Below are 21,654 nucleotides of genomic sequence, written 5' to 3'. Positions count from 1 at the left end.
TGGGGCGAGTATGTTGTCCGCGTGATATGCCGGTCAAATGAGAAAAAATGCGATTTCGCATAACATGGATGTTATGAAAAACACCAAGATCAGCCTTCAGTCGCTACGGGTCTTCTCGGAAGTGGCGGAATGCCTGAGCTTCACGCAGGCCGCCAATCGGCTATTCAGGACCCAGCCCGCGGTATCGCGGCAGGTCGCCGACATGGAGCTGGAGCTCGGGGTGGCCCTGTTTTTCCGCAAGGGCCGCAGCCTTGCGTTGACACCGGCAGGGCACGATCTGTTCGCCCGGGCGCGTGCCATCCTCGGCGACGTCGAGGCGTTCAGCGAGCGGGCGCGCGACATGGCCCACGGCGCGGTGGGGCTGCTGAGGGTGGGCGCCACGCCTATGTTGTTCGACACGATGATGCCCAACCTGTTGCGCGAATACTCGCAACGCTGGCCGCAGGTTCGGCTGAAGATCTTCGAGGTCGATTCGGCAAGCGTGATCGCGCAGGTGGAGACGCGCGAACTGGACGTGGGCTTGACCCGCTATGCCACCACCGACAGCGTGCAGGGAGAGCGGCTGTTTCCCATGCACCTGATCGCCATCGTCGATCGCCGCCATCCTTTGGCGCGCCGCCGTTCGCTGGAGCTGGCCGAGCTGCAGGACAAGCCTCTGTTGCTGATGATCAGAGGAATCGGAAGCCGGGTGTTGATCGATCAGGCATGCCGCCGGGGGGGCTACCGCTTGACCGATGTCCGGTTCGAAAGCGGCTCGTACAGCAGTCTGGTGGAGATGGCCATCGCGGGGCACGGAATCGCCCTGGTGTCGTCCGTGGTGACCCTGCGTCGGAGCGATGCCAGGATCATCCCCGTCCACTACAAGAGGGAGCGCCTTCAGTCCTGGGCCGCGGTCCACTGGCATGGCGAGGCCGAACAGACCGAATACATGCGGGCGTTCGTGGACCTCGCCCGCGATATGGGACAGAAGGACTATCCGGGCAAGCAATACGGCCTGTGATAGTCCGGAGGGTCAGCGCCGCGTCCCCGGCAGGATCAGCCGCCGCTCCAACTGGCGCGCGGCCAGCACGATCACCGATACCAGCGCCAGGTAGACCAGTCCGGCCAGCACATAGGCCTTGAAGAACTGGAAGTTGCGGATCGCCATGTCCTGGATCTGGGCGAAGAACTCGGTGTACTGGATCAGGAAGGCCACCGAGCTGTCCTTCAGGTTCAGGATCACCTGGTTGGACAGCGCGGGAATCGACAGCCGCAGCACCTGCGGCAACGTGATCAGGCGGAAGATCTGCGGCGCCGAGAATCCCTGCGCCCGCGCCGCTTCCAGTTCGTCCCGGTCCAGCCCGCGATACGCCGTGGCCAGATAGCGCGCGTTGTAGGCCGCCACGTTCATCGTGAAGCCGATGATCGCCACGGTTAGCGGCGAGGGGCGCAGCCCCCATTGCGGCAGGCCGTAGTACATCAGGAAGAGCAGGGCGATCAGCGGCGTGCCGATGAAGAACGAGATGTAGCCTTCGGTCAGGCGGCGGCACAGGCGGCTGGGGCTCAGCGTCAGGTAGAACACCAGGATGCCGCCCAGCAGGCCGGTCACCGTGATGATGCCGGCCAGCAACAGCGTGTGTTCCAGGCCGAGCAGGATCTGCGGCCCGAACTCCGCGACTTGCCCGAGGAAGGTCAGCAGGCCGTCCATTCAGTTGAAGAACGCGCGGATGCGGGGGTCGGCATGGTCGCCGAAAAGTTCCGACGCTTCGCCCTCGGCCAGGATCTGGCCCTGGTCCAGGAACAGCACGCGCCCCTGGACCGCACGCGCCAGCGCCAGGTCGTGGGTCACGCACAGCATCGACACCTTGTCCCGGCGCAACTGGTTGATGACGTTGATGATCTCGCGCGACATGACCGGATCCAGCGCCGAAGTGGGCTCGTCGAAGAACAGCACCGCCGGGTCCATCGCCAGCGCCCGCGCGATGGCCACCCGCTGCTTCTGCCCGCCCGAGAGCTGGGCCGGGTATTTCTGCGCGTGCTCGGCCAGGTTCATGCGGCCCAGCTCGTGCATGGCCCGTTCGTTGGCGGCGGCGGTCGCCATGCCGCGCAGCTTGCGCAGGCCCAGCGTCACGTTCTCGAGCGCGGTCAGGTGGCGGTACAGGGCGAAGTTCTGGAACACGAAGCCGATGCGCTGGCGCAGGGCCCGCACGTCGGTATCCGGCCGCGTGACGTCCTCGCCCCGGAAGATGATCTGTCCGGAAGTGGGCGTGACCAGCCGGTTCAGGCAGCGCAGCAGGGTCGACTTGCCGCAGCCCGAGGGGCCCATCACCACCTTGAGTTCGCCCTCCTCCAGGTCCAGGTCGATGCCGTTGAGCACCGTCCGGCCGTCGTAGGCCATCTTCAGATCACGGACTGTCAGTAGCGCCATGGCCGTTTCTCAATGCTCCGTCAGGCCCGGCACGCGGCAGCGCTTCTCCAGCGCCCAGATCGCCGTCACCAGTATCTTGTAGATCGCGAAGTACACCAGACCCACGGCGAAATAGATCTCCACGCCGCGCAGCGTGGCGGCCGACAGCGCCATGGCCTGCTTCATGACTTCGGGGATGCCCACCGTGTAGCCGAAGGGCGAGTACTTCAGCACGGTGGTGAATTCGTTGACCATGCCCGGCACCGAGAACCGCAGCATCTGCGGCAGCTCGATGTAGGCGAAGATCTGCACCCGGCTCATGCCCATCGCCTCGGCCGCCAGCACCTCGCTGGCCTCGACCGAATCCAGCGCGCCACGGAACACCTCGCCCAGATAGGCGCCGGTGATCAGCCCCAGGCTCAGCATCATCGACACCAGCGGCGGCACGCCGACGCCGATGGTGGGCAGCCCGAAGAACACGATGAACAGCAGCACCAGCACCGGAATGCCGCGGAAGACGTAGGTGAATACCCCAAGCAGGATATCCAGCCACCGCCACCCCAGCCTACCCAGGATCGCGATCGCCAGCCCGACGATCACGCCGGTGGCGCTGCAAGCCAGCGTCACCAGGACCGTATATCCAACCCCCGTCCCCAGCAGCCCGAATATCCGCGCGATATCCATCGCGCTATACCGTACCTATGGGGCAAAGCTCCACCGCACCAACCCAAGACAGCGGCACTAGACCCAGGATGCGGTGGATCCGGCTCCGCCGGTCCACCCGCATCGCCCCCTGGGGGGCGCCCGAAGGGCGTACGGGGGGGACGACTATTGCATCCATTTGTTGATGATGGCCTGCACGCCTTCGGGCTTCAGTTCGTTCGCCATGTAGTTGTCGAAGTCCTCGCGCAGCTTGGAGCCTTTGGGGAAGGCGAAGCCGAAGCGGTCGAAGCCGGTGAAGACGTAGCTGTCCTGGATGGGCAGCTTCTTGCGGTAGACCGAAGCCACGGTGCCGTCCAGGAAGGCGAGGTCCAGGTTGCCGTTCTGCAGGTCGGACAGCACCTCGTTATAGGACGGGTACATCTTGACCTTGTCGAGCGTGTAGACCCCCTTGGGCGTCAGGTCGTTCTTGATGAAGTCGCTGTAGGCCATGCCGCGCGGATAGCCGACGCTGTACTTCTTCATCTCGGCCAGGTCGTCGAACTTGATGTTGCGGCTCTTCAGGCTGACCAGGTTCCAGGTGTTCTCCATGTAGGGCTTGGAGAAATCCATGACCTCTTCGCGCTGCTTGGTGATGGAGATGCCGGAGAACGCCACGTCGGCCTGCTTGCTGACCACCGCGCCCAGCATGCCCTGCCAGTCGTAGGCCGTGATCTTGAGCTTGCAGCCCCGGGCCTTGCAGTAGCTCTCGAAGATATCGAGGTCCAGGCCCTTGGTGGTGCCGTTCTCCTCGAACAGGTTGGGCGGGGAGGCTGGCGATACCGCTACCTTGATCTCCTTGTCGCCGCTTTTTTCGGAACATGCAGCCAACAGCAGGACGAGGCTCAACAGGCCGATGAGCTTACGCATGAGGGTTTCTCCGGTGGGTGGGAGGGTGGGGAGAGGCTTGCGACGGCGCGGGAAATATTATCAGACGGGCGGTCGGCTGGGGGGCTATTCGGCTTCCTAAACGGCCCTGACCTCGTCCAGCAACTCGGGATGGCGGTTCAGTACCTTGAGCAGTTTGATCAGCGCCAGCGGAGGTTTGGTCTTGCCGGTCTCGTAGCGCGAGAAAGCGTTGACGCCGCCGCCGAAAATCTCGGCTGCTTCGCGTTGGTCAAGCGCCAGCTTCTTGCGCACGTTGGCTATGAAATCGGGATCAACCCACTTTGCATTGACCTGGCGATTGAACGTCAGCATGGCTGCGCTCACGCGTTCCGATTCGACGGTATCAAGCACGCTCTCCCCGCAGGCTGGACAATAGTCGCCACTTACAGCCGGGATGGAAGTGGTTTCTCCCTTGTAGCTGTATGAAAGGTCGCGGGTGTCATGTACCAGCTTGGCCGCTGCGCAAATGGGGCATCGCATGATCACAGTTCCTTGAAGGACACAATGAGAACGTCCTGAATGATCGTCAATTTCAGGTAGACCTGACCAACCGCCGTCTTGGGCCGGTAAACGTCTTGCCAGATGCGATGGTTGGCATGTGTAGTCATGCTTTTATGGAAATCCTGGGGCGTCAGTGCCGTGATTACGTTGATCATTCCATCGAAGTCCAGGCCCAGCGAGGCACCCCCCGCGAGTGCCGAGGCTGTTGCCCGAACCTGTCCTGCTTGGATTAGCGCTCTGACCCAAGACAGCTTGCAATGAGGGGTTCTCTTTTCCACAAGGATTTTAACCTAAAAGGTTATCGATGGAGGCCGGGGTGAGCGCCGGGCTTTGCCGCTTCGAGGCGCTGGCGTGGCTCGATAGGCTTTGCGGTCTCTACGGAAAAGAGAAAGGTATCTTGACGGCTGGACTCGTTCTTCCTATGCCAAGAATGTCATGTTGAATTTCACGTGCATGGCGCTTTCGCGACGAAAAAAAACCGCTGCTCCGAAGAGCAGCGGTGAAGGTACAACCGCTCCAAAATTAATCAGTCAGCGGCTGGCTGGAGATCGTAGGCGAAGGTCCACGTCTGGGTACTGTTGGCGTCCTGGGGATCGGCGTAGCTGATGCCCGTCAGGTGCAGGCGCGTGTAGCTGCTGCCTTCGCCGTTGCGGATCAGGGTGCCGTTGGCCGGGTTGGCGCTGATGATGTGGGCGACTTCGGGCAGCCCGGCGTTCTTGGCGGCGGCCGCGGTGGGGTAGTAGGTGTACCAGCCATAGCTCAGCGGATTGGGGTAGGAGCCTTGCACGGCGGGGTTCAGCGCCGAGGCGTTGCTGTCCTTGACCCACGCGGAGGTCCGGGCCGGCGTGGCCAGGTCGGCGGCGGTCAATTCGGCTTCGGTGTCCGAGATGCTGGTCGTGCTGGTGAACTTGGCGGCAATGGGCTTGCCGGTGGAGTCGTAGAAGCCGGCCGGGGTCTTGCCGAGGAAGCCGGCGACGGTACCGGTACCCGAGGATCCGCCGTTCAGCTTGACGTTGTAGCGGTTGAAGGCGATGTGCCATGCGCCGCTCTCGTCCACGGTGCGCTTGTTGACCAGGTCGTAGTAGACCCAGCCGCTGGTGGCGTCGACCGTGGCGGTCTGGATGACGGGAGCGGTCGTCCGGGTAACCCAGCGGAACGAGATGTGGCCGGAGGTCGTGCCGCCCGGGCCGCCGTAGTAGCCGGTGATCTGCAGGGCGAACACGCCGTCGCCGGTGGTGACCGGCGTGGTGGTCGATCCGACCACCGCTGCGCTGTTGGCGGTGATCAGGAAGACGCGGAAGTTGGGGTAGAGGCTGTGGTCGGTGGTGCTGCCCGTCACGCCATACTCGAACGCGGCGGCGCGGATGTCGTTGGTGCCGGTGAACACGCTGGCCGCGGCATCGGCGGCGTAGACGGTGGCGGGGAGGGCCGCGCCGCTGGTCGGATCCGTCGTGGCGTTCTGGTAGGTCTTCAGTTCGGTCCAGGTGTGCTCGAACGGTCCGCCGAAGGCACCGCCCGATCCGGTTCCGCTGGTGCCGCTGTTGGTCCACAGCGTACCGGTCAGGCCGCTGCTGGTCAGCTTCAGGTCCCAGGTATTGCCGGAGCAGTTCGCCATGGCCGCCTTGGTATCGAAGTCATAGCAGATCGAGGCACCGGCCGCAGGCAGGGTGAATGTCCATTCGCCGCTTTGCGTGAACTTGTTGGTGGGCGTAGGCGTCGTGCCGCCGCCGTTCCCGCCGCCATTGTTGCCGCCTCCGCTGCTGCCGCCCCCATCGCCGCCACCGCCGCAGCCCGCGAGCGCCAGGGCGGCGCACAGGGCGCCGAGCGTGAACAAGGATCTGGATTGCATGATGGGTTCCCCCCTAGGAAAGGTCATTGGGTCGAGCCGAAGGCGTAGCGCGCCCCGACGTAGACGAAGCGGCCTCGGAGCGGGCCGAAATCGGTTGGATTGGAGAAGTCGCGCTGGCGGTCGAACAGGTTGTTGATGCCGGCGAACACCGTGAGCTGGCGGCCGATCTTCTGGTTCACCGTCAGGTCCAGCGTGGTCCAGCCCGGCGAGCGGCCGCCGCCGCCCGAGCCGCCGTTGGACTGGGCGACGTCGTCGGACGAGATCAGCTCGCTGCTCTGGATGCGGGTGCGCACGGATACCGTGGTGTCGGGCAGGGCGCGCCAGTCGGCGCCGATGCGGCCGATGTGGCGCGGCCGCCGGGTCAGTTCGCCGCCGGTGTCCAGGTTCTTGGCGTCGGTGAAGGTGTAGCCGGCGTTCAGCGCGAGGGCCGGCGTGGCCTGCCAGCGCAGGCCGGTCTCGATGCCCTGGGTGCGGGCGCGCGCGATGTTGCGGTAGGTGTAGGCCGTGACGCCATCGATGATGGTGGTATTGCTCATGTCCGTCTGGATCAGGTCCTTCACCCGGTTCATGAAGGCATTGATCTCGAACGTGACGTCCTGGCGGAAGGTCAGGGTGCCGCCCAGCTGGAAGCTGTTGGAGGCCTCGGGCTTCAGGTCGGGATTGCCCAGCACCATGTAGCCCAGGGCGCGGTGGTCGAACAGGTAGTAGCGTTCCTTGAGGTTGGGCACGCGATAGCCCTGGCCGAAGCTTGCCCGCAGCACGCCGTTCCAGTCCTGGGTGTTGAGCAGCTTGCCGCGCAGGCTGGCCTTGGGCGCGAAGTGGCCGCCGAAGTCGGAGTCGTCCTGGTAGCGGGCGCCCAGCAGCAGTTCCCAGGTGTCGTTGAAGATGATGTCGTTCTGGGCGAAGACTTCCTTGCTGGAACGATCGACCGAACCGCTGCGCACGAATTCGGAGACGCCGTTGTTGTCCTGCTTCAGGTCTTCGTAGTGGTAGTCGGCGCCGAATTGCCACAGCTGGTTGCGCCAGGCCGGCAGGTCCACCTGCGCGGTCAGGTGCCCCATTTCCTGCTTGGCATTGCGGCGCGTGGTCGGGAAGTCGTTGGAGTAGGCCTGAGAGGTGCTGTCGTAGCGCTCGCCCACGCCCTTCAGTTGCAGCCTGGTGCCGTTGCCGAGTTCCCACTGGCCGCCGCCGGTGATGCGCTTGCGCTCGATGGTCTCGGTCTTGCGCTGCGGCAGCAGGTTGGGCGGCACGAAGGTGGTGTAGCGCTGGGTATCGTCCTCGCGGTAGATGCTGCCGTCCACGAAGTAGCGCTGGCGGGCGCCGGGCAGCCAGTCCACGCGTGCCGAATACTGCTGGCGGCGGATCTCGTCGCCCTGGCGGCTCCAGGCATCGGGGTTGACGCCGAAGCCATCGTCGTCCAGCACGTCGGCCGCGATGCGGCCGCGCAGTTGTTCGTTGCCGCCCTGGATGGAGAACTGGCCGTGCCGGTTGGCCGGCCGCCGCGAACCGCCCTTGCTGTTCTGGCTGCCGTAGCTGCCGGCATCCAGGGTGGCCGTGCCCGACAGTCCCGGCTGCGCGGGGCGGGTGATGACGTTGATGACGCCGCCCATGGCCGAGCTGCCGTATTGCGCCGAGGTGGCGCCCTTGACCACTTCGATGTGGTCGACGTCCGTCAGCAGGTACTGGCTCAGGTCCACCGTGGAGCCGGTGCTGGCCGAGATCGGCAGGCCGTCGATCAGCACCAGCACCTGGTCGCTGCTCAGGCCCTGCAGGGACAGCTCATAGCCCGACTTGCCGTGGATTTCCCGCAGCTGCAGGCCGGGGATGTTCTCCAGCGCCTGGGTCAGGGTGCGGGCATGGGTGCGCTCGATTTCCTCGCGGGTGACGACTTCGGTGCGGATGGGGGTGTCGTCCAGTGCCTTCTCGGTGCGGGTGCCGGTGACGACGACGGGCGCGAGCGTGTGGGTCTCCTGCGCCATGGCCACGGCGGCGGTGGCCAGGGGCGCGCTCAGGGCGACATGGAGCGCCCGGCGCAGGCGGGACGGCGTGGAGAGGAAGGAGGACGAACGGGACATGGAACCAACCGGGCCGCGAGGCATGGACGAACGAAGCCGAGATTCTTGAGCAAATATTGATTTTAATCAAGATTAATTCTCACTATCATTTATATTTTGATTCTTGAAAAGAGCCAAAAAACGCCCGCGACCGGGCAAACCGGTCGCGGGCGTCGGATGGAGCCGGGGAAGCGGTCAGTCGATCTTCAGGTTCTCTTCCTTGATCAGCCGGCCCCATTTCTCGGTGTCCTGCTTCGTGCGGGCATCCAGTTCGGCGGGTGTACTGGCGATCAGGTCCACGCTTTGCTCGCGCATGCGGGCGACCAGCGCCGGGTCGGTCAGCGTCTTGCGCAGCTCGGCGTTGAGCTTGTCGATGACGGGCCGCGGCGTGCCTGTGGGCGCGTACAGGCCGTACCAGGTGGTGTATTCCATGCCGGGCAGCGTGGCCGAGATCAGCGGCAGGCTGGCGGTGTCCGACGCCTTGCTGGGAGCCGTCAGCCCCAGCGCCCGGATCGAGCCCTTGTCGATCAGGGCCTTCAGCGACGGCATGCTGCTGAACAGGGCCTGGACCTCGCCCGAGGCCAGGTCCACCATGACCTGCGAGGTGCCCTTGTAGGGGATGTGCTCGATCTGGGTGCGGCTCAGGGCCTTGAACAGCTCCATGCCCAGGTGCGCCACGCCGCCGGTGCCGGCCGAGCCGAAGTTCACCTTGCCCGGGTGCTGGCGGGCGTAGTCGATCAGCTCTTGCACGCTGGTGACGGGAATCTTCGTCGTCACCACCAGCACGTGGGGACTGCTGGACACCATGCCGACCGGCACCAGGCGCTTCATCGCCTCGGCGCTGCTGCGCATGGTCAGCGGCTGGATGGTGACGTTGCCCGACGCCGCCATCAGCAGCGTGTAGCCGTCGGGAGCCGCGCGGCCGACGGCGTTCATGGCCGGGACGCCGTGGCCGCCGCCCATGTTTTCCACCACGATGGTCTGGCCCAGTTGCTGGCCCAGCCGGGTGGCGACCTCGCGCGCCACCACGTCGGCCGGGCCGCCCGCGGCGAACGGCACGACGAAGCGCAGGGGCTTGGCGGGATAGGATTGCGCGCCGGCGGTGGGCGCTGCGCACAAGGCCAGGCTCGCCAGGGCGCCGGCCAGGAAGGGGCGTCGATACATGAGTCGTCTCCGGTTCGTTATGGGATAGGCGCGCGGCATGCGCGCTAACGGGCGCCCACGGCGATGGCGGCGCGGGCCAGGTCCGCGTCCAGCCAGGCGGGCTTGAGCTCGCCCCGGGCGATGGCGGCCATGCGTTCCCGCTCGCGCAGGTACTTCGCGTGCGCGGCGGCCAGCAGTTCGTCCCTGCGTTCCAGCGGCACGACCACCACGCCGTCGCAGTCGCCGTGGATCCAGTCGCCCGCGCGCACGGGGGCGCCCGCGCAGACGATGGGATGCAGCACGCTGCCGTCGCCCTTCTTCGAGGGGCCGGCCGGGTGCGTTCCCGCCGCGAAGACCGGCAGGCCCAGCCCGACCAGCTCCAGGCTGTCGCGGATCGCGCCGTCGATGACCACGCCGGCCAGGCCGGCGGCCTTGGACTGGGTGGTCATGATGCCGCCCATGACGGCGCGTTCCAGATAGGCCTGGGCATCGATCACCAGCACCTCGCCGGCCCGGCAGAGGGTCAGCGCATGGTGGATGGCAAGGTTGTCGCCGGGAGGGACGGACACCGGCAGGGCCGGACCCCAGAGCCGCCAGGCCGGATCCAGCGGCTTGATGCGCGCGGACAGCGCGTAGGCGCCGACGTCGGCCAGCAGGGAGGAGGCCAGCCAGTCGGGATGGTCGAAGGCGGATGTCATGCGAACTCCTGGGAAGAACTGCGGCACGGGCCGGGCCGCTCGATGGGACTTTAATCCATACAATTTCGTTGTACGCTATACAACGATTGGTCGGTACGATGCCGGACCTGCATCAAGGAAAGCCGCATGAGCAACGAAGGCGTGACCGCCGTGGAGCGGGCCATGGCCGTCCTGGACTGTTTCCGGCTGGACGCCGACCGTCTCAGCCTGGCCGATTTCGCCGCGCGCCTGCCGCTGCACAAGACCACCATCTATCGTCTGCTGAATTCGCTGGTGCGCACGCGCTACGTGGTGCGCCATGCCGACGGCCGCTATTCGCTGGGCCCGCGGGTGCTGTACCTGGGCAGGGTGTGCGAGCGCAGTTTCCGCCTGGCCGACATCGTCGTGCCGCAGTTGCGCGAGTTGTCGCGGGCAAGCGGGGAAACCGCGTCTTACTACGTGGCCAGCGAAGGCCAGCGCCTGTGCCTGTTCCGCATCCAGCCGAACGAGGGCATGCATGACCAGCTCACGGCCGGCAGCCTGCTGCCTTTCGACGACAGCGCGACCGGCCAGGTCTTCCATGTCTGGGTCGTGGGCGACCGGCGGATCGCGCTGCCCGAGGACCTGCCCACGCATTCGAGCGGCCTCTACCACCAGTTCGTCACGTCCTGGTCGGTGCCGGTGTTCGGCGACCAGGACGCGTTCGCGGGGGCGCTGACGCTGTCCGGCCTGGCGCAGCGGGTGGAGCCGAACGGGGCGGGCCACCGGGCCCTGCTGATGGAGCATGGCCGGATGCTGTCGGCGGCGCTGGGCGCGTCGGAGTCATGGTGCGACACCGTGTACGGGGAAGAGTCATGACCGCGCCCGCCGATCCGCGAGCGGGGGACAAGGGGAGCAACATGGACATCCGGCTGGACAACCGCGTGCGGGGCCGGCTGCGGCTGCGGCACCTGGAACTGCTCGATGTGCTGGACAACACGGGCAGCATCCACAAGGCCGCGGCGCGGCTCAGCATGACGCAGCCCGCCGCCAGCAAGCTGCTGCGCGATGCCGAGGACATCTACGGCACGCAGTTGTTCACCCGTTCGTCCAGCGGGTTGCGGCCCACGCCGGGTGGTGACGCGGCCATACGGTGGGCCCGCAGCATCCTGCGCAGCGTGGGCGATTCCTTGACCGAGGTCCAGCTGATACGCGAAGGCGCGCATGGCCGCGTGCGGGTGGGCGTGTTTCCGGCGGCGGTGTCGGTGCTGCTGGGCACGGCGCTGGACCGGCTGCACGAGCGCTGGCCGGACGTGGTGGTGCTGGCCACCGAAGGCAGCAACGAAGTGCTGCTGCCGGCGCTGGCGCGCCAGGAACTGGACGTGGTGCTGGGCCGCCTGACCGCGGCCACCCAGGATCCGGCGTTCCGAAGCGAGCTGTTGTATGACGAGCCCGTCTGCGTGGTCGTGCGCAGCGGCCATCCCTGGGCGCGCCGACGGCGCCTGGACCTGTCCGAGCTGGCCGCGTCGCAGTGGATACTGCCCACCGAGTTCGCGCCCATGCGGCCCCAGTTCGAGCAGATGTTCGTGAAGGCCGGCGTGCCCGTGCCCCGGCCGCGCGTGGAGACCGCGTCGCTGCTGCTCAGCCAGGCCGTGATCCAGAAGTCGGCCATGCTGGCCGTCGTGCCGGGGCGCGTGGCGGCCCACTACCGCGACCAGGGGCTGTTCGCCATCCTGCCCTTCGCGCTGCCGTTGACGATTCCGCCCGTGGGCGTCATCACCCATGCCCATCGTCCGGTCTCGCCGGCGGTCGGCCATTTCCTGGACGTGGTGCACGAGATCGCGGGGCTGGAGGCGCGGGCGCGGGAAGCCGCGGCCCGCCAGCGTCCCGTCAGGCAGGCGGCGGCTGGATCTCCACCCGCAGGGCGCCGAGGGACTCGATCCGGGCGCTGACCACGTCGCCCGCGGCAAGAAAGCTGCGGCGCGCGGCGCCCACGCCCGCCGGGGTGCCGGTCAGCACCACGTCGCCGGGTTCCAGCGTCATGATGCGCGACAGCGTCGCCAGTTGCTCGCCGATGTCGAAGATCATGCCCGAGGTGCGCGCATCCTGCCGGACGTCGCCGTTGACGTCCAGGCGCATGGCCAGGTCGTGCGGGTCGGCAACGAAGGCGGCCGGCACCAGCGGGCCGAGCGGGCAACTGGTGTCGTGCGCCTTGCCCGCGACCCAGTCGAATTTGTAGAAGGTCTCGGGCGCGCGGTTCAGGTCGCGGGCGGAAAAATCGATCGCCACGCAATAGGCCGCGACGTGCTCGCGCCAGTCCCCGGCGGCGATCGCGCGGGCCTCGCGGCCGATCACCAGCGCCAGTTCGATCTCCCAGTCGAAGGACCGGCAGCCGCGCGGAATGCGCACGGTGGCGCCGGGACCCACCACCGCCTGCCGCGCCGGCTTGAAGAAAAAGAACAGCCGCTGCGCGGATTTGTCGTGCGCGTCCGGTACCTTCATCTCGGCCAGGTGGTCGTAGTAGTTGGCGCCGGCGCACAGGACCTTGCCGGGATATTGCAGCGGCGCCAGCTCGGGGGCGTCGGCCGGCACGGCCAGCGCGCGCAGCTCGCCTTCGGCGCCTGCGATGCGCGCCAGCCCCGGCTGGTGGGCGGCCCAGTCGCGGAACAGGCCGATGATGCTGTCCGGCATCGCGTCCATCCCAAGCGCCCGGGCCGATGCCGCGATCGGATAGCAGCCCCGGGCGGTCTGCAAACAGCCGGTCGGCGCGCCATGCACCAAGCGGGTAGTCAAAGAAAACATCGTTGCTTCCTCATTCCATCCATCCATGAGCGATCCGTCGCATGCGGCAGACGCTACTCAACCCAGGATGCGGTGGATCCGGCTCCGCCGGTCCACCCGCATCGCCCCCTGGGGGGCGCGCGAAGCGCGTAGGGGGGAACCTCTAATCAGCACTGAAGCCCGAGGCCTGGACTGCCTGGCGCCATTGTTCGAGCTCGCGGCGGCCTTGTTCGTCCAGTTGGCGGGGCGTGCTGTCCACCGGGGTCATGCCCATCTGGGCCAGCTTCGCGCGCACGTCGGGCTCTTTCAAGGCGCGGACGATGGCCGCGTTGAGCCGGGCGATGCGGGCATCCGGCGTGCGCGCCGGCGCATAGATGCCGCCCCAGCCCTGGGCCGTATCCATCCGCAGGCCCAGTTCCGCCGCGGTGGGCACGTCTGGCAGCTCGGCCGCCCGCTGCGAGCCGAAGGTGGCCAGGATGCGGACCTTGCCGGCCTGCTGCAGGTTCAGCATCTCGCCGATGTTCAGGATCGCCGCCGGGATCTGCGCGCCGACCAGCGCGGTGATGACCTCGGCGGCGCCCTTGTATCCGATGTGTTCCATCCGCACGCCGGTGGTCTGCGACAGCGAGACGCCCAGGAAATGCTGGATGCTGCCGGCCGACGGCGTGCCGTAGAAGGCCGCCGTGGGATGGGCCTTGGCCCAGGCCAGGAAGTCCTGCAGGCTGCGCACCGGGGACGAGGCCGGCACGGCCAGCCCCAGTTCCCAGGTCGGCAGCTTGGCCACCGGCGCGAGGTCGGTGAACGGGTCATAGCCCAGCTGCTTGAACCGTAGCCGCCACCGCGAACAGAAGAGCGAGCCAGGCTCGCCGGATAAGGGTCGGGATCATGATGCGCCTCGTGTGCCCGGATGGGCGTTGGCCTACGGCTTGCGCGCCGCGGTCACGGCGATCTCGACCTCGTATTCGGGAAAGGCCAGCTTGGCCTCGACGCAGGAGCGCACCGGCTTGTGGCCGGGAATCACCCACTGGTCCCAGATCTCGTTGAGCCTGGGCCATTTCTTGTAGTCGTCGATCCAGACCATGGCGCTCAGGATGTGCTTGCGGTCCAGGCCTATGCCTTCGAGCTGGGCGTCGAGCTTGGCCAGGATCTGGCGCAACTGGCCGTCGAAGTCCTGCGAGGGATCGTCCGCGACCTGCCCCGACATGTAGACGAGGTTGTCGTGGATCACGATCTTGCTCATGTGGGCGTTTTCGTTCAGGCGTTCGATGGTCATGCGCGGCTCCTTGGTGTGTGCCGGCACATTGTGGGCGCGATGCGCGCCGCCGCCATAATGAAAGAAACTTATCTCCCGAGAACCGGGAAGAATCTCCGGCGGCCTCAGGCGTCCAGGTGCGGCCGCATCAGGGCCTCGAACCATTCCACGAACATGGCCAGCCGGCGCGACCGCTGCCGGCGGTGGGGATACAGCAGGGAGACCGGCATGGGCGCGGGGCGCAGGCCGGGCATGACCTCGACCAGTTCGCCGGCATCGAGCAGATGCCGCACGTCGAAACGAGGGATCTGGATCAGCCCCAGGCCCATCCGGCAGCAGGCGATGTAGTTCTCGGCATTGTTCACCACCACCTGGCTGGGCACGTCCCGGCTCCGCGGTTCGCCGGCGGCGTCCAGGTATTCCCACGCCGTTTCGCGGCCCGTGGTGGCCGAGGCATAGCCCACGGCCCAATGGCCATCGGCCAGTTCGTCGGGATGGCGGGGTTCGCCGTGCTGGCGCAGGTATGCGGGGCTGGCGCAATTGATCAGCGCGATGTCGCCCAGCGGACGAACGACCAGGCTGCTGTCGTGCAGGGCGCCGATGCGCACCGCGCAGTCCACGCCTTCGCGCACGAGGTCGATGGCGCGGTCGCCCGAGCGCAGCAGCAGTTGCAGGCGGGGATGGCGCTGCAGCAGGCCGGGCAGCGCGGGCACGACCAGGCGGCGCGCGATGCGGCTGGGCACGTCCACGGTCAGCCGCCCGGCCACCTGTTTTTCGCGCGCGTGGAACAACTGGTCGATGTCCTCGACCTCGGCCAGCAGCGGCCGTATGCGTTCGATCAACTGCTGGCCGTCGGCGGTCAGCGACACGCGCCGGGTCGTGCGATGGAGCAGGCGCGCGCCGACCTGTGCCTCCAATTGCTGGACGGCCGCCGACACCGAGGCGCGCGGCAGCTCCAGCGCGTGGGCCGCCTTGATGAAGCTGCCCATCTCCGCTACCTGGACGAAAACGCGATACTGGTCGAAGCGATCCATGCCCCAAGCATAGAGCAGGATGCCGCTATTTGGTGGTGTAGCCGCCGTTGATGAGGATGGTCTGGCCCGTGATCCACCAGCCGTCGCTGACAAGGTGGCGGATGAACGGGACCACGTCCTGGATGTCGGTCAGCCCGGTCTTCGAGAATGGCGACAGGGCCGCCGCGGTCTTGTGGTAGGCCACCGCCTCGGCCTGCTCGGCGGGATAGAAGAAGGGCGTGTCCATCGGGCCCGGGCCGACCGCGGTCACCGAGATGCCGCGCTGGCCGAACTCCTTGGCCGCCGCGCGGGTGAAGTGCTCCACCGGCGCCTTGGTGCCTTCGTAGGCCGCGTAGAACGGCGTGAACGCGCCCAGCAGCGAGGTCACCAGCGTCACGATCTTGCCGTTGTCGTTCACATGGCGGCCAGCTTCCTTCAGGAAGAAGAACGCCGACTTGGCGTTGACCGCCGACATCTCGTCGTATTCGGCTTCGCTGATGTCGACGATGGGCTTCTTCAGCACCTTGCCTACGGTGTTGATGGCGATGTCCGGCCGTCCGGCCACGGCGATGGCATCGGCGAACAGTTTTTCCACCGCACCGGCCGTCGTCAGGTCGGCCTGCAGGGCCGCCGACTCGGCGCCCGCGGCGCGGACCGCGGCCACGGTGGCGTCCGCGTCCGCCTTGGACGCCGGGCTGTTGTAGTGGACGATGACGGCCTTGGCGCCCTGCGCGGCCAGGTCGCGCGCGATCAGTCCGCCGAGATTCTTCGCGCCGCCGGCGATCAGCGCGACCTTGCCGCGTATCGAATGGTCTGCCATGGAAAACTCCTGTGCGATGGAAACGAGGGTTCCAGCTTAGGAGCGTGGGCCGATCCGATCAGCCCCCGGGGACTGGATGGACTATCCAGGAAATCCGGCCAATCGCGGTACACCCGATCTCGGCCGCCATGGTGGCGCTACTTCCAAGGATTGATGACGGTCAGTCCCGCGGCTTCTAAGGGACTGGTGTCGCGGGTGGTGACCGCGAAGCCCCGCGCGAGAGCCGAAGCAGCGATGTAGCCATCCGCCTTGCCGATGGCCTTGCCGGCCTTTCGCGCCCCGGTCATCAGGTCGGAGTACGCGCGAGATGCATCCAGGTCAAAGGGCAGAATGCGGCCCGAGAATGCTGGCAGGACCTCGTGCTCCTGACGATCGAGATAGATGGTGCGCCGTTTGCCTTCGGGCCTGGCGGCTTGCTCCAGAATGCCGCGGACTTCGGCTGCTGTGCTGTGGCCATGCATCGCTGCGCGAACCCGAATGGCGCGATGAACCTCCTCGGGAATATTTCGGACAGTGATGGAACGCATTTTCAAATCCTCAAAATGATGGATTTGAAATCATTTCATCATTTTGATATCAATCTGGCGAGGTCCACCCGCACGACCTGCCCATTCTCGATGGGCGACGCCAGGTCCGTCTCGCGGAAGCGCCGCATCCAGGGCGGCGTGGTTTCCAGCCCCAGCGCGAGCGCGAGCTGGTAGGCGTGGAAGAACTGGCCGTGGCCGACCGCGACGACGAAGCCGCGCAGCGTGCGCACGCGCTCGTCGAAGGCGCGCAGGCGGCCTGCGAACTCGGAAAACGATTCGGCGTCGTCGCCGTCGCGATAGTCGGGGTCGGCGCGCCGCCAGTAGGCGTCGGCCAGGGGCCGGCGCTCGTGCACGTTCAGCCCCGCGCACTTGAGGGCCGACAGGTAGGTGAATTCCTGGATGGGCCAGATCTCCATCGGGGTGGCGGGCCATTTTTCCAGGATGGGCGCGGCGGTTTCCTGCGCCCGCAGGAAGGGCGAGACGATCAGCAGATCGGGGCGCCGGTCGACCTGGCGGGCGGCAAGCAGGGCCTGTTCGCGGCCCAGCGCCGTCAGCGGGCTGGAGCCTACCTCGGAAGTGGCCGCCCCGGCGTTGGCCGTGCTTTGTCCGTGGCGGATCAGCCAGAGTTCGCGCAATGTCATGGAGCGGCAAGCGGGAAGGAAAGGGTCTTGTTGTACACCGGTTGCGAGAATTGCGCGCCCAGGGCCTCGCGAGCCTGGGCGACGAAGGCGCTCTCGCCCTGGCGTGGAGGCAGCAGGTGGAAGGTGGCGTCGGGCAGCGCGGGCAACCGCCGGCCGGGAGCCAGCCGCGCCATGCCGGGCCCCAGCGACGAGGCGTTCAGGCAGGCGATGCCCAGTCCCGCCGCCACGGCCTGCTGCATGCCGGCCACGCCCGATGCCACGTGCGCGAGCAGGTAGGGTACCTTGGCGCGATCCAGCAGGCCGACGGTGTATTGGTGCAGGGCGCAGGTGTCCGGCAGGGCCACCAGCGGCAGCGGGGCGGTACGGCTGAACGCCGGCGGTGCGCCGTCGGCCGCCGTCCAGCACAGCGGTTCGCGCCGCAGGCGCAGCCCGGCGGGCGGGCGGCGGCCACCTGCGCCCCGGGATTCGATGCGCATCGAGATCGCCACGTCGAACTCGCCGCGCGCATAGGCCTGTTCGATGACGCCGCTTTTCAGGATGGCCACGTGCAGGCGCACCCCGGGATGGTTCTGGCCCAGCCGGCGCAGCAGGGGCGCGATGTCTCCCGGGCGGAAGTAATCGGTGACGGCCAGGCGCAGTTCGCCCAGCAGGGGTACGCCGCGCAGGTCGCGGTAGGCTTCTTCGTTCAAGGCCAGCAGGCGCCGGGCATGGGCCAACAGGCGGTCGCCGGCGGGGGTCAGGGTGACGCCGCGCTTGGCGCGCACCAGCAGGCGCTGGCCGGCCTTGTCCTCGAGCTTGCGAATCTGTTCGCTGACGGCCGATTGCGACAGGAAGAGGCGCGGCGCGGCTGCCGTCAGGCTGCCGGCGTCGGCCACGGCGGCCAGGGTGCGCAATTGGTCGAACTCGAAGCCGTCCATGCCTATCCATCGGAAAGTTTGATGGATAAGATCCTAAAATCCCGTTTTTCAAATGTCAAAGGCCGCCCTAGACTGGCCTCGTCCATTGCACGAGGAGTCTGTCATGCCACACATCGTCATCCATCTTTCCGGCCAGCCCGAGGCGGCCCTGACCCGGGAAGCCGTCCAGGCGGCCACCCGGCTGACCCAATCCATCCTGGGCAAGGAAGAGCGGGTCATCGCCGTCGCGGTCCAGTACGTCCCGAAGGACCAGTGGTTCATCGGCGGCCGATCGCTGGAGGAGCAAGGGGCCAATGCCTTTCACCTGGACATCAGCGTGACCGACGAGACCAATACCAAGGCCGAGAAGGCGCGCTTCATCCGCGAGGTCTACGCGGCATTCAAGGAGCTGTTGGGAGGCGTGCACGAATGCTCGTACGTACACGTGATCGATGCGCGCGCCGCCGCCTACGGCTACGGCGGCGCGACGCAGGAGTACCGGCACCAGCGCGCCGGGTGACGCGCCGGGCGGAGGACGGGTCCTAGGCCAGCTTCTGTTTCAGCAGTTCGTTGACCTGCTGCGGGTTGGCCTTGCCCTTGGCGGCCTTCATCACCTGGCCGACCAGCGAGTTGAAGGCCTTTTCCTTGCCGGCGCGGTATTCGGCCACGATCGCGGGGTTGGCGGCCAGCACGTCGTCGATCATCTTGCCGATGGCGCCGGTATCGCTGATCTGCTTGAGGCCGCGCGCTTCGATGATGGCATCGGCGTCGCCGCCGTTCTCGCCCTGCCAGATGGCGGCGAACACGTCGCGGGCGATCTTGTTCGAGATCGTGCCGTCGGCGATGCGCGCCAGCAGCTTGCCCAGCTGGGCGCTGGAGACGGGGCTCCGGGCGATGTCCATTTCCTCGCGGTTCAGGGCGGCGGCCAGCTCGCCCATGATCCAGTTGGCGGCCAGCTTGGCCTGGCCGGCGGGCAGCGCCTTGGCGGTGGCCTCGAAGAAGTCGGCGGTATCGCGGCTGCCGGTGAGCTGGGCGGCGTCGTAGGCGGGCAGGCCGTAGTCGGCTTCGAAGCGGGCGCGCTTGGCGGCGGGCAGCTCGGGCATGTCGGCGCGCACGCGCTCGATCCAGTCCGGCGCGATGACCAGCGGCGGCAGGTCGGGATCCGGGAAATAGCGGTAGTCGTGCGCGTCTTCCTTGGACCGCATGCTGCGGGTCTCGTCGCGGTCGGGGTCGTACAGGCGGGTTTCCTGCACCACCTTGCCACCGTCCTCGATCAGTTCGATCTGGCGCCGCACTTCGTATTGGATGGCGCGTTCGAGGAAGCGGAACGAGTTGACGTTCTTGGTCTCGGTGCGGGTGCCGAATTCCTTCTGGCCCACGGGGCGCACGGACACGTTGGCGTCGATGCGGAACGAGCCTTCCTGCATGTTGCCGTCGCAGATGCCCAGCCAGACCACCAGCGCGTGCAGCGCCTTGGCGTAGGCCACGGCTTCCTCGGCAGAACGCATCTCGGGCTCGGACACGACTTCCAACAGCGGGGTGCCGGCGCGGTTCAGGTCGATGCCGGTGGACTTTTCGCCGTGGGGGCCGGCGAAGTCGTCGTGCAGCGACTTGCCCGCGTCTTCTTCCAGGTGGGCCCGGGTCAGGTTGATGGTCATTTCCCGCTCGCCCACGAAGAAGGTGAGCGAGCCGCCCTGCACGACCGGGATCTCGTACTGGCTGATCTGGTAGTTCTTGGGCAGGTCGGGATAGAAGTAGTTCTTGCGCGCGAAGATCGAGCGCGGCGCGATGTGCGAGCCCAGCGCCAGGCCCAGCTTGATGGCGCGTTCGACCGCGCCCCGGTTCATGACCGGCAGCGTGCCCGGCAGCGCCAGGTCCACGGCATTGGCTTGCATGTTGGCCGGGGCCCCGAAGCGGGTGCTGCTGCCCGAGAAGATCTTGGACGCCGTGGACAGTTGCACGTGCGTTTCGAGACCGATGACGACTTCCCAGTTCATACGTTCATTCCGCTTGAAGGATCACAGGCTGCCCGGGCGGCGATCATGCCAATCGGTGGCTTGTTGGAAGATGTCGGCGATGCCGAGCAACCGGCCCTCGTCGAAATAATTGCCGATGATCTGCAGGCCGACGGGGCGCTGGCCGTGCACCGGACCCAGGCCGAAGCCGCAGGGGATGGACACCCCGGGCAGGCCCGCCAGGTTCAGGCTGAGCGTGTAGATGTCGGCCAGGTACATGGCCACCGGATCGTCGGTCTTCTCGCCCAGGTTCCAGGCCACGGTGGGGGACACGGGGCCGACGATCACGTCGCACTGGTCCCGCAGCGCCTTCTGGAAATCGTCGGCCACCAGCCGGCGCACCTTCTGCGCCTGCAGGTAGTAGGCGTCGTAGTAGCCGTGCGACAGCACGTAGGTACCCGTCAGGATACGGCGCTGCACTTCCAGGCCGAAGCCCTCGGCGCGCGAGCGGCTGGTCATGTCGGCCAGGTCGCGGTATTGGGCCGCGCGGTGGCCGTAGCGCACGCCGTCGTAGCGCGAGAGGTTGCTCGAGGCCTCGGCCGGGGCGATGACGTAGTAGGCCGGGATGGACAGTTCCGTGCGCGGCAGCGAGATGTCCACCCGCCGGGCGCCCAGCGCCTCGAATTGCTGCAGCGCGGTCTCGATGGCCATGCGCACGTCGTCGGCCAGCCCGGCGCCGAAGAATTCGCGCGGGATGCCGATGCGCAGGCCGGCCAGCGGCTTGTCGCCCTGGGCCCGCGCCGCGAACGCGTCGAACGCCGCGCGCACGCGGCCGGGGGCGTTGGGCTCGGCGCCGCAGCGTTCCAGGCTGGTGGAGTCCCGTTCGTCGAAGCCGGTGATGGGGTCCAGCAGTTCCAGCAGGTCGCGCGCGTGGCGGGCGATTGGGCCGCCCTGGTCCAGGCTGGAGCCGTAGGCGATCATGCCGTAGCGGGACACGGTGCCGTAGGTGGGCTTGATGCCGCTGACGCCGCACAGCGAGGCCGGCTGCCGGATCGACCCGCCGGTGTCGGTGGCCGTGGCGCCCACGGCCAGGCCCGCGGCGACCACGGCGGCCGAGCCGCCGGACGAACCGCCGGGCACGGCCGCGGTGTCCCAGGGGTTGAGGACCGGGCCGTAGGCCGAGTTCTCGTTGGACGAACCCATCGCGAACTCGTCGCAATTGAGCTTGCCCAGGGTGACCGCGCCCGCCGCGGCCAGTCGTTCGACCACGGTGGCGTCGAACGGGCTGACGTAGTCCTTCAGCATGGCGCTGGCCGCCGTGGTGCGCCAGCCGCGGGTGACGAAGACGTCCTTGTGGGCGATGGGGATGCCGGCCAGCGGACCGGCCTGGCCGTTCGCCAGCGCGGCGTCGGCGGCGCGGGCCTGGGCCAGCGTCAGTTCGGGGTCGACGTGCAGGAAGGCATTGAGTTCGTGGCGGGCGGCGATGGCCTCGAGCGCGCTTTGCGCCAGCTCGACGGCCGAGACGCGGCGCTCGTCCAGGGCCTTGCGCAGCTCGGTGATGCCGGAGAATTCGGTGTGCAGGGGTTGGGGCAT

At 67.2% G+C, this 21,654-nt stretch carries 24 protein-coding genes; 4 read left to right on the top strand and 20 right to left on the bottom strand.

The features are described 5' to 3' along the window. Positions 1–73: 73 nt before the first annotated feature. The gene (locus CDO46_RS12605; RefSeq protein WP_165404462.1) at positions 74–1,000 is read left to right on the top strand and encodes a LysR family transcriptional regulator; all 927 of its coding nucleotides are present in this window, start codon (positions 74–76) and stop codon (positions 998–1,000) included. 12 nt (positions 1,001–1,012) lie between these two features. Here the strand turns inward: CDO46_RS12605 and CDO46_RS12600 are convergent, their stop codons facing one another. The 10 genes from CDO46_RS12600 to CDO46_RS12555 all read right to left on the bottom strand — a co-directional run bounded on the left by CDO46_RS12600 (position 1,013) and on the right by CDO46_RS12555 (position 10,218). Then, the gene (locus CDO46_RS12600; RefSeq protein ID WP_087838819.1) at positions 1,013–1,687 is read right to left on the bottom strand and encodes an amino acid ABC transporter permease; all 675 of its coding nucleotides are present in this window, start codon (positions 1,685–1,687) and stop codon (positions 1,013–1,015) included. Next, on the bottom strand, positions 1,688–2,407 hold the full coding sequence (locus CDO46_RS12595; RefSeq protein ID WP_087838818.1) for an amino acid ABC transporter ATP-binding protein: 720 nt from the start codon (positions 2,405–2,407) through the stop codon (positions 1,688–1,690). Positions 2,408–2,416: 9 nt separating this feature from the next. Then, positions 2,417–3,070 (bottom strand): amino acid ABC transporter permease, encoded by a 654-nt coding sequence (locus CDO46_RS12590; protein WP_087838817.1) that lies wholly within the window; start codon positions 3,068–3,070, stop codon positions 2,417–2,419. A 144-nt stretch (positions 3,071–3,214) separates the two neighbouring features. Continuing rightward, entirely contained in the window at positions 3,215–3,955 is a 741-nt protein-coding gene (locus CDO46_RS12585; RefSeq protein ID WP_087838816.1) for a transporter substrate-binding domain-containing protein, read from the bottom strand. Positions 3,956–4,051: 96 nt separating this feature from the next. Then, complete coding sequence (locus CDO46_RS12580) at positions 4,052–4,453, bottom strand: type II toxin-antitoxin system MqsA family antitoxin (protein WP_087838815.1); 402 nt, start codon at positions 4,451–4,453, stop codon at positions 4,052–4,054. Positions 4,454–4,455: 2 nt separating this feature from the next. Then, positions 4,456–4,752, bottom strand: coding sequence for a type II toxin-antitoxin system MqsR family toxin (locus CDO46_RS12575; RefSeq protein WP_087838814.1), 297 nt, complete (start codon positions 4,750–4,752; stop codon positions 4,456–4,458). A gap of 248 nt (positions 4,753–5,000) precedes the next feature. Continuing rightward, the gene (locus CDO46_RS12570; RefSeq protein WP_087838813.1) at positions 5,001–6,323 is read right to left on the bottom strand and encodes an HmuY family protein; all 1,323 of its coding nucleotides are present in this window, start codon (positions 6,321–6,323) and stop codon (positions 5,001–5,003) included. A 23-nt stretch (positions 6,324–6,346) separates the two neighbouring features. Further along, the gene (locus tag CDO46_RS12565; protein WP_254914596.1) at positions 6,347–8,398 is read right to left on the bottom strand and encodes a TonB-dependent siderophore receptor; all 2,052 of its coding nucleotides are present in this window, start codon (positions 8,396–8,398) and stop codon (positions 6,347–6,349) included. Positions 8,399–8,572: 174 nt separating this feature from the next. Beyond that, positions 8,573–9,541, bottom strand: coding sequence for a tripartite tricarboxylate transporter substrate binding protein (locus CDO46_RS12560; RefSeq protein ID WP_087838812.1), 969 nt, complete (start codon positions 9,539–9,541; stop codon positions 8,573–8,575). Between the two features lie 44 nt (positions 9,542–9,585). Beyond that, entirely contained in the window at positions 9,586–10,218 is a 633-nt protein-coding gene (locus tag CDO46_RS12555) for an RraA family protein (RefSeq protein ID WP_087838811.1), read from the bottom strand. A 126-nt stretch (positions 10,219–10,344) separates the two neighbouring features. Here CDO46_RS12555 and CDO46_RS12550 point away from each other — a divergent pair, with 126 nt between their 5' ends. Both CDO46_RS12550 and CDO46_RS12545 read left to right on the top strand, forming a co-directional pair. After that, entirely contained in the window at positions 10,345–11,055 is a 711-nt protein-coding gene (locus CDO46_RS12550) for an IclR family transcriptional regulator (protein WP_087838810.1), read from the top strand. Next, positions 11,052–12,128: a LysR family transcriptional regulator gene (locus CDO46_RS12545; protein WP_176400729.1), complete on the top strand. Its 1,077-nt coding sequence runs from the start codon at positions 11,052–11,054 to the stop codon at positions 12,126–12,128. The genes CDO46_RS12550 and CDO46_RS12545 overlap by 4 nt, the downstream gene beginning before the upstream one ends. On the opposite strand, the gene CDO46_RS12540 is transcribed toward CDO46_RS12545, so the two are convergent. From CDO46_RS12540 to CDO46_RS12505, 8 genes are all read right to left on the bottom strand, one after another. Then, a complete protein-coding gene (locus tag CDO46_RS12540; RefSeq protein WP_087838808.1) occupies positions 12,067–12,978 on the bottom strand; it encodes a fumarylacetoacetate hydrolase family protein in 912 nt (303 codons plus the stop codon). The two genes, CDO46_RS12545 and CDO46_RS12540, sit on opposite strands and share 62 nt — an antisense overlap. Positions 12,979–13,120: 142 nt before the next feature. Then, positions 13,121–13,774, bottom strand: a complete 654-nt coding sequence (locus tag CDO46_RS12535) for a tripartite tricarboxylate transporter substrate-binding protein (RefSeq protein WP_087838807.1) — start codon at positions 13,772–13,774, stop codon at positions 13,121–13,123. Between the two features lie 102 nt (positions 13,775–13,876). After that, positions 13,877–14,230 carry a RidA family protein gene (locus tag CDO46_RS12530; RefSeq protein WP_087838806.1) on the bottom strand — a complete coding sequence of 118 codons (354 nt, stop codon included), beginning with the start codon at positions 14,228–14,230 and terminating at the stop codon, positions 13,877–13,879. A gap of 104 nt (positions 14,231–14,334) precedes the next feature. Continuing rightward, positions 14,335–15,243: a LysR family transcriptional regulator gene (locus tag CDO46_RS12525; protein WP_087838805.1), complete on the bottom strand. Its 909-nt coding sequence runs from the start codon at positions 15,241–15,243 to the stop codon at positions 14,335–14,337. Positions 15,244–15,268: 25 nt separating this feature from the next. Beyond that, positions 15,269–16,042 carry an SDR family oxidoreductase gene (locus CDO46_RS12520; protein WP_087838804.1) on the bottom strand — a complete coding sequence of 258 codons (774 nt, stop codon included), beginning with the start codon at positions 16,040–16,042 and terminating at the stop codon, positions 15,269–15,271. Positions 16,043–16,179: 137 nt separating this feature from the next. After that, positions 16,180–16,569: a PIN domain-containing protein gene (locus CDO46_RS12515; RefSeq protein WP_132979727.1), complete on the bottom strand. Its 390-nt coding sequence runs from the start codon at positions 16,567–16,569 to the stop codon at positions 16,180–16,182. Positions 16,570–16,607: 38 nt separating this feature from the next. After that, a complete protein-coding gene (locus tag CDO46_RS12510) occupies positions 16,608–17,210 on the bottom strand; it encodes a histidine phosphatase family protein (protein ID WP_087838802.1) in 603 nt (200 codons plus the stop codon). Then, positions 17,207–18,127, bottom strand: a complete 921-nt coding sequence (locus CDO46_RS12505) for a LysR family transcriptional regulator (protein WP_087838801.1) — start codon at positions 18,125–18,127, stop codon at positions 17,207–17,209. The genes CDO46_RS12510 and CDO46_RS12505 overlap by 4 nt, the downstream gene beginning before the upstream one ends. Positions 18,128–18,230: 103 nt before the next feature. Here CDO46_RS12505 and CDO46_RS12500 point away from each other — a divergent pair, with 103 nt between their 5' ends. Further along, complete coding sequence (locus CDO46_RS12500; protein WP_087838800.1) at positions 18,231–18,626, top strand: 4-oxalocrotonate tautomerase family protein; 396 nt, start codon at positions 18,231–18,233, stop codon at positions 18,624–18,626. A gap of 22 nt (positions 18,627–18,648) precedes the next feature. Here the strand turns inward: CDO46_RS12500 and gatB are convergent, their stop codons facing one another. Further along, complete coding sequence (gene gatB / locus CDO46_RS12495; RefSeq protein WP_087838799.1) at positions 18,649–20,103, bottom strand: Asp-tRNA(Asn)/Glu-tRNA(Gln) amidotransferase subunit GatB; 1,455 nt, start codon at positions 20,101–20,103, stop codon at positions 18,649–18,651. A 21-nt stretch (positions 20,104–20,124) separates the two neighbouring features. Next, positions 20,125–21,654, bottom strand: a complete 1,530-nt coding sequence (gene gatA, locus CDO46_RS12490; protein ID WP_087838798.1) for an Asp-tRNA(Asn)/Glu-tRNA(Gln) amidotransferase subunit GatA — start codon at positions 21,652–21,654, stop codon at positions 20,125–20,127.

Origin of the sequence: Pigmentiphaga sp. NML030171 (assembly GCF_002188635.1) — a bacterium.
GTDB lineage: Bacteria > Pseudomonadota > Gammaproteobacteria > Burkholderiales > Burkholderiaceae_B > Pigmentiphaga > Pigmentiphaga daeguensis.
This window is presented reverse-complemented; position numbering and strand designations above follow the sequence as displayed.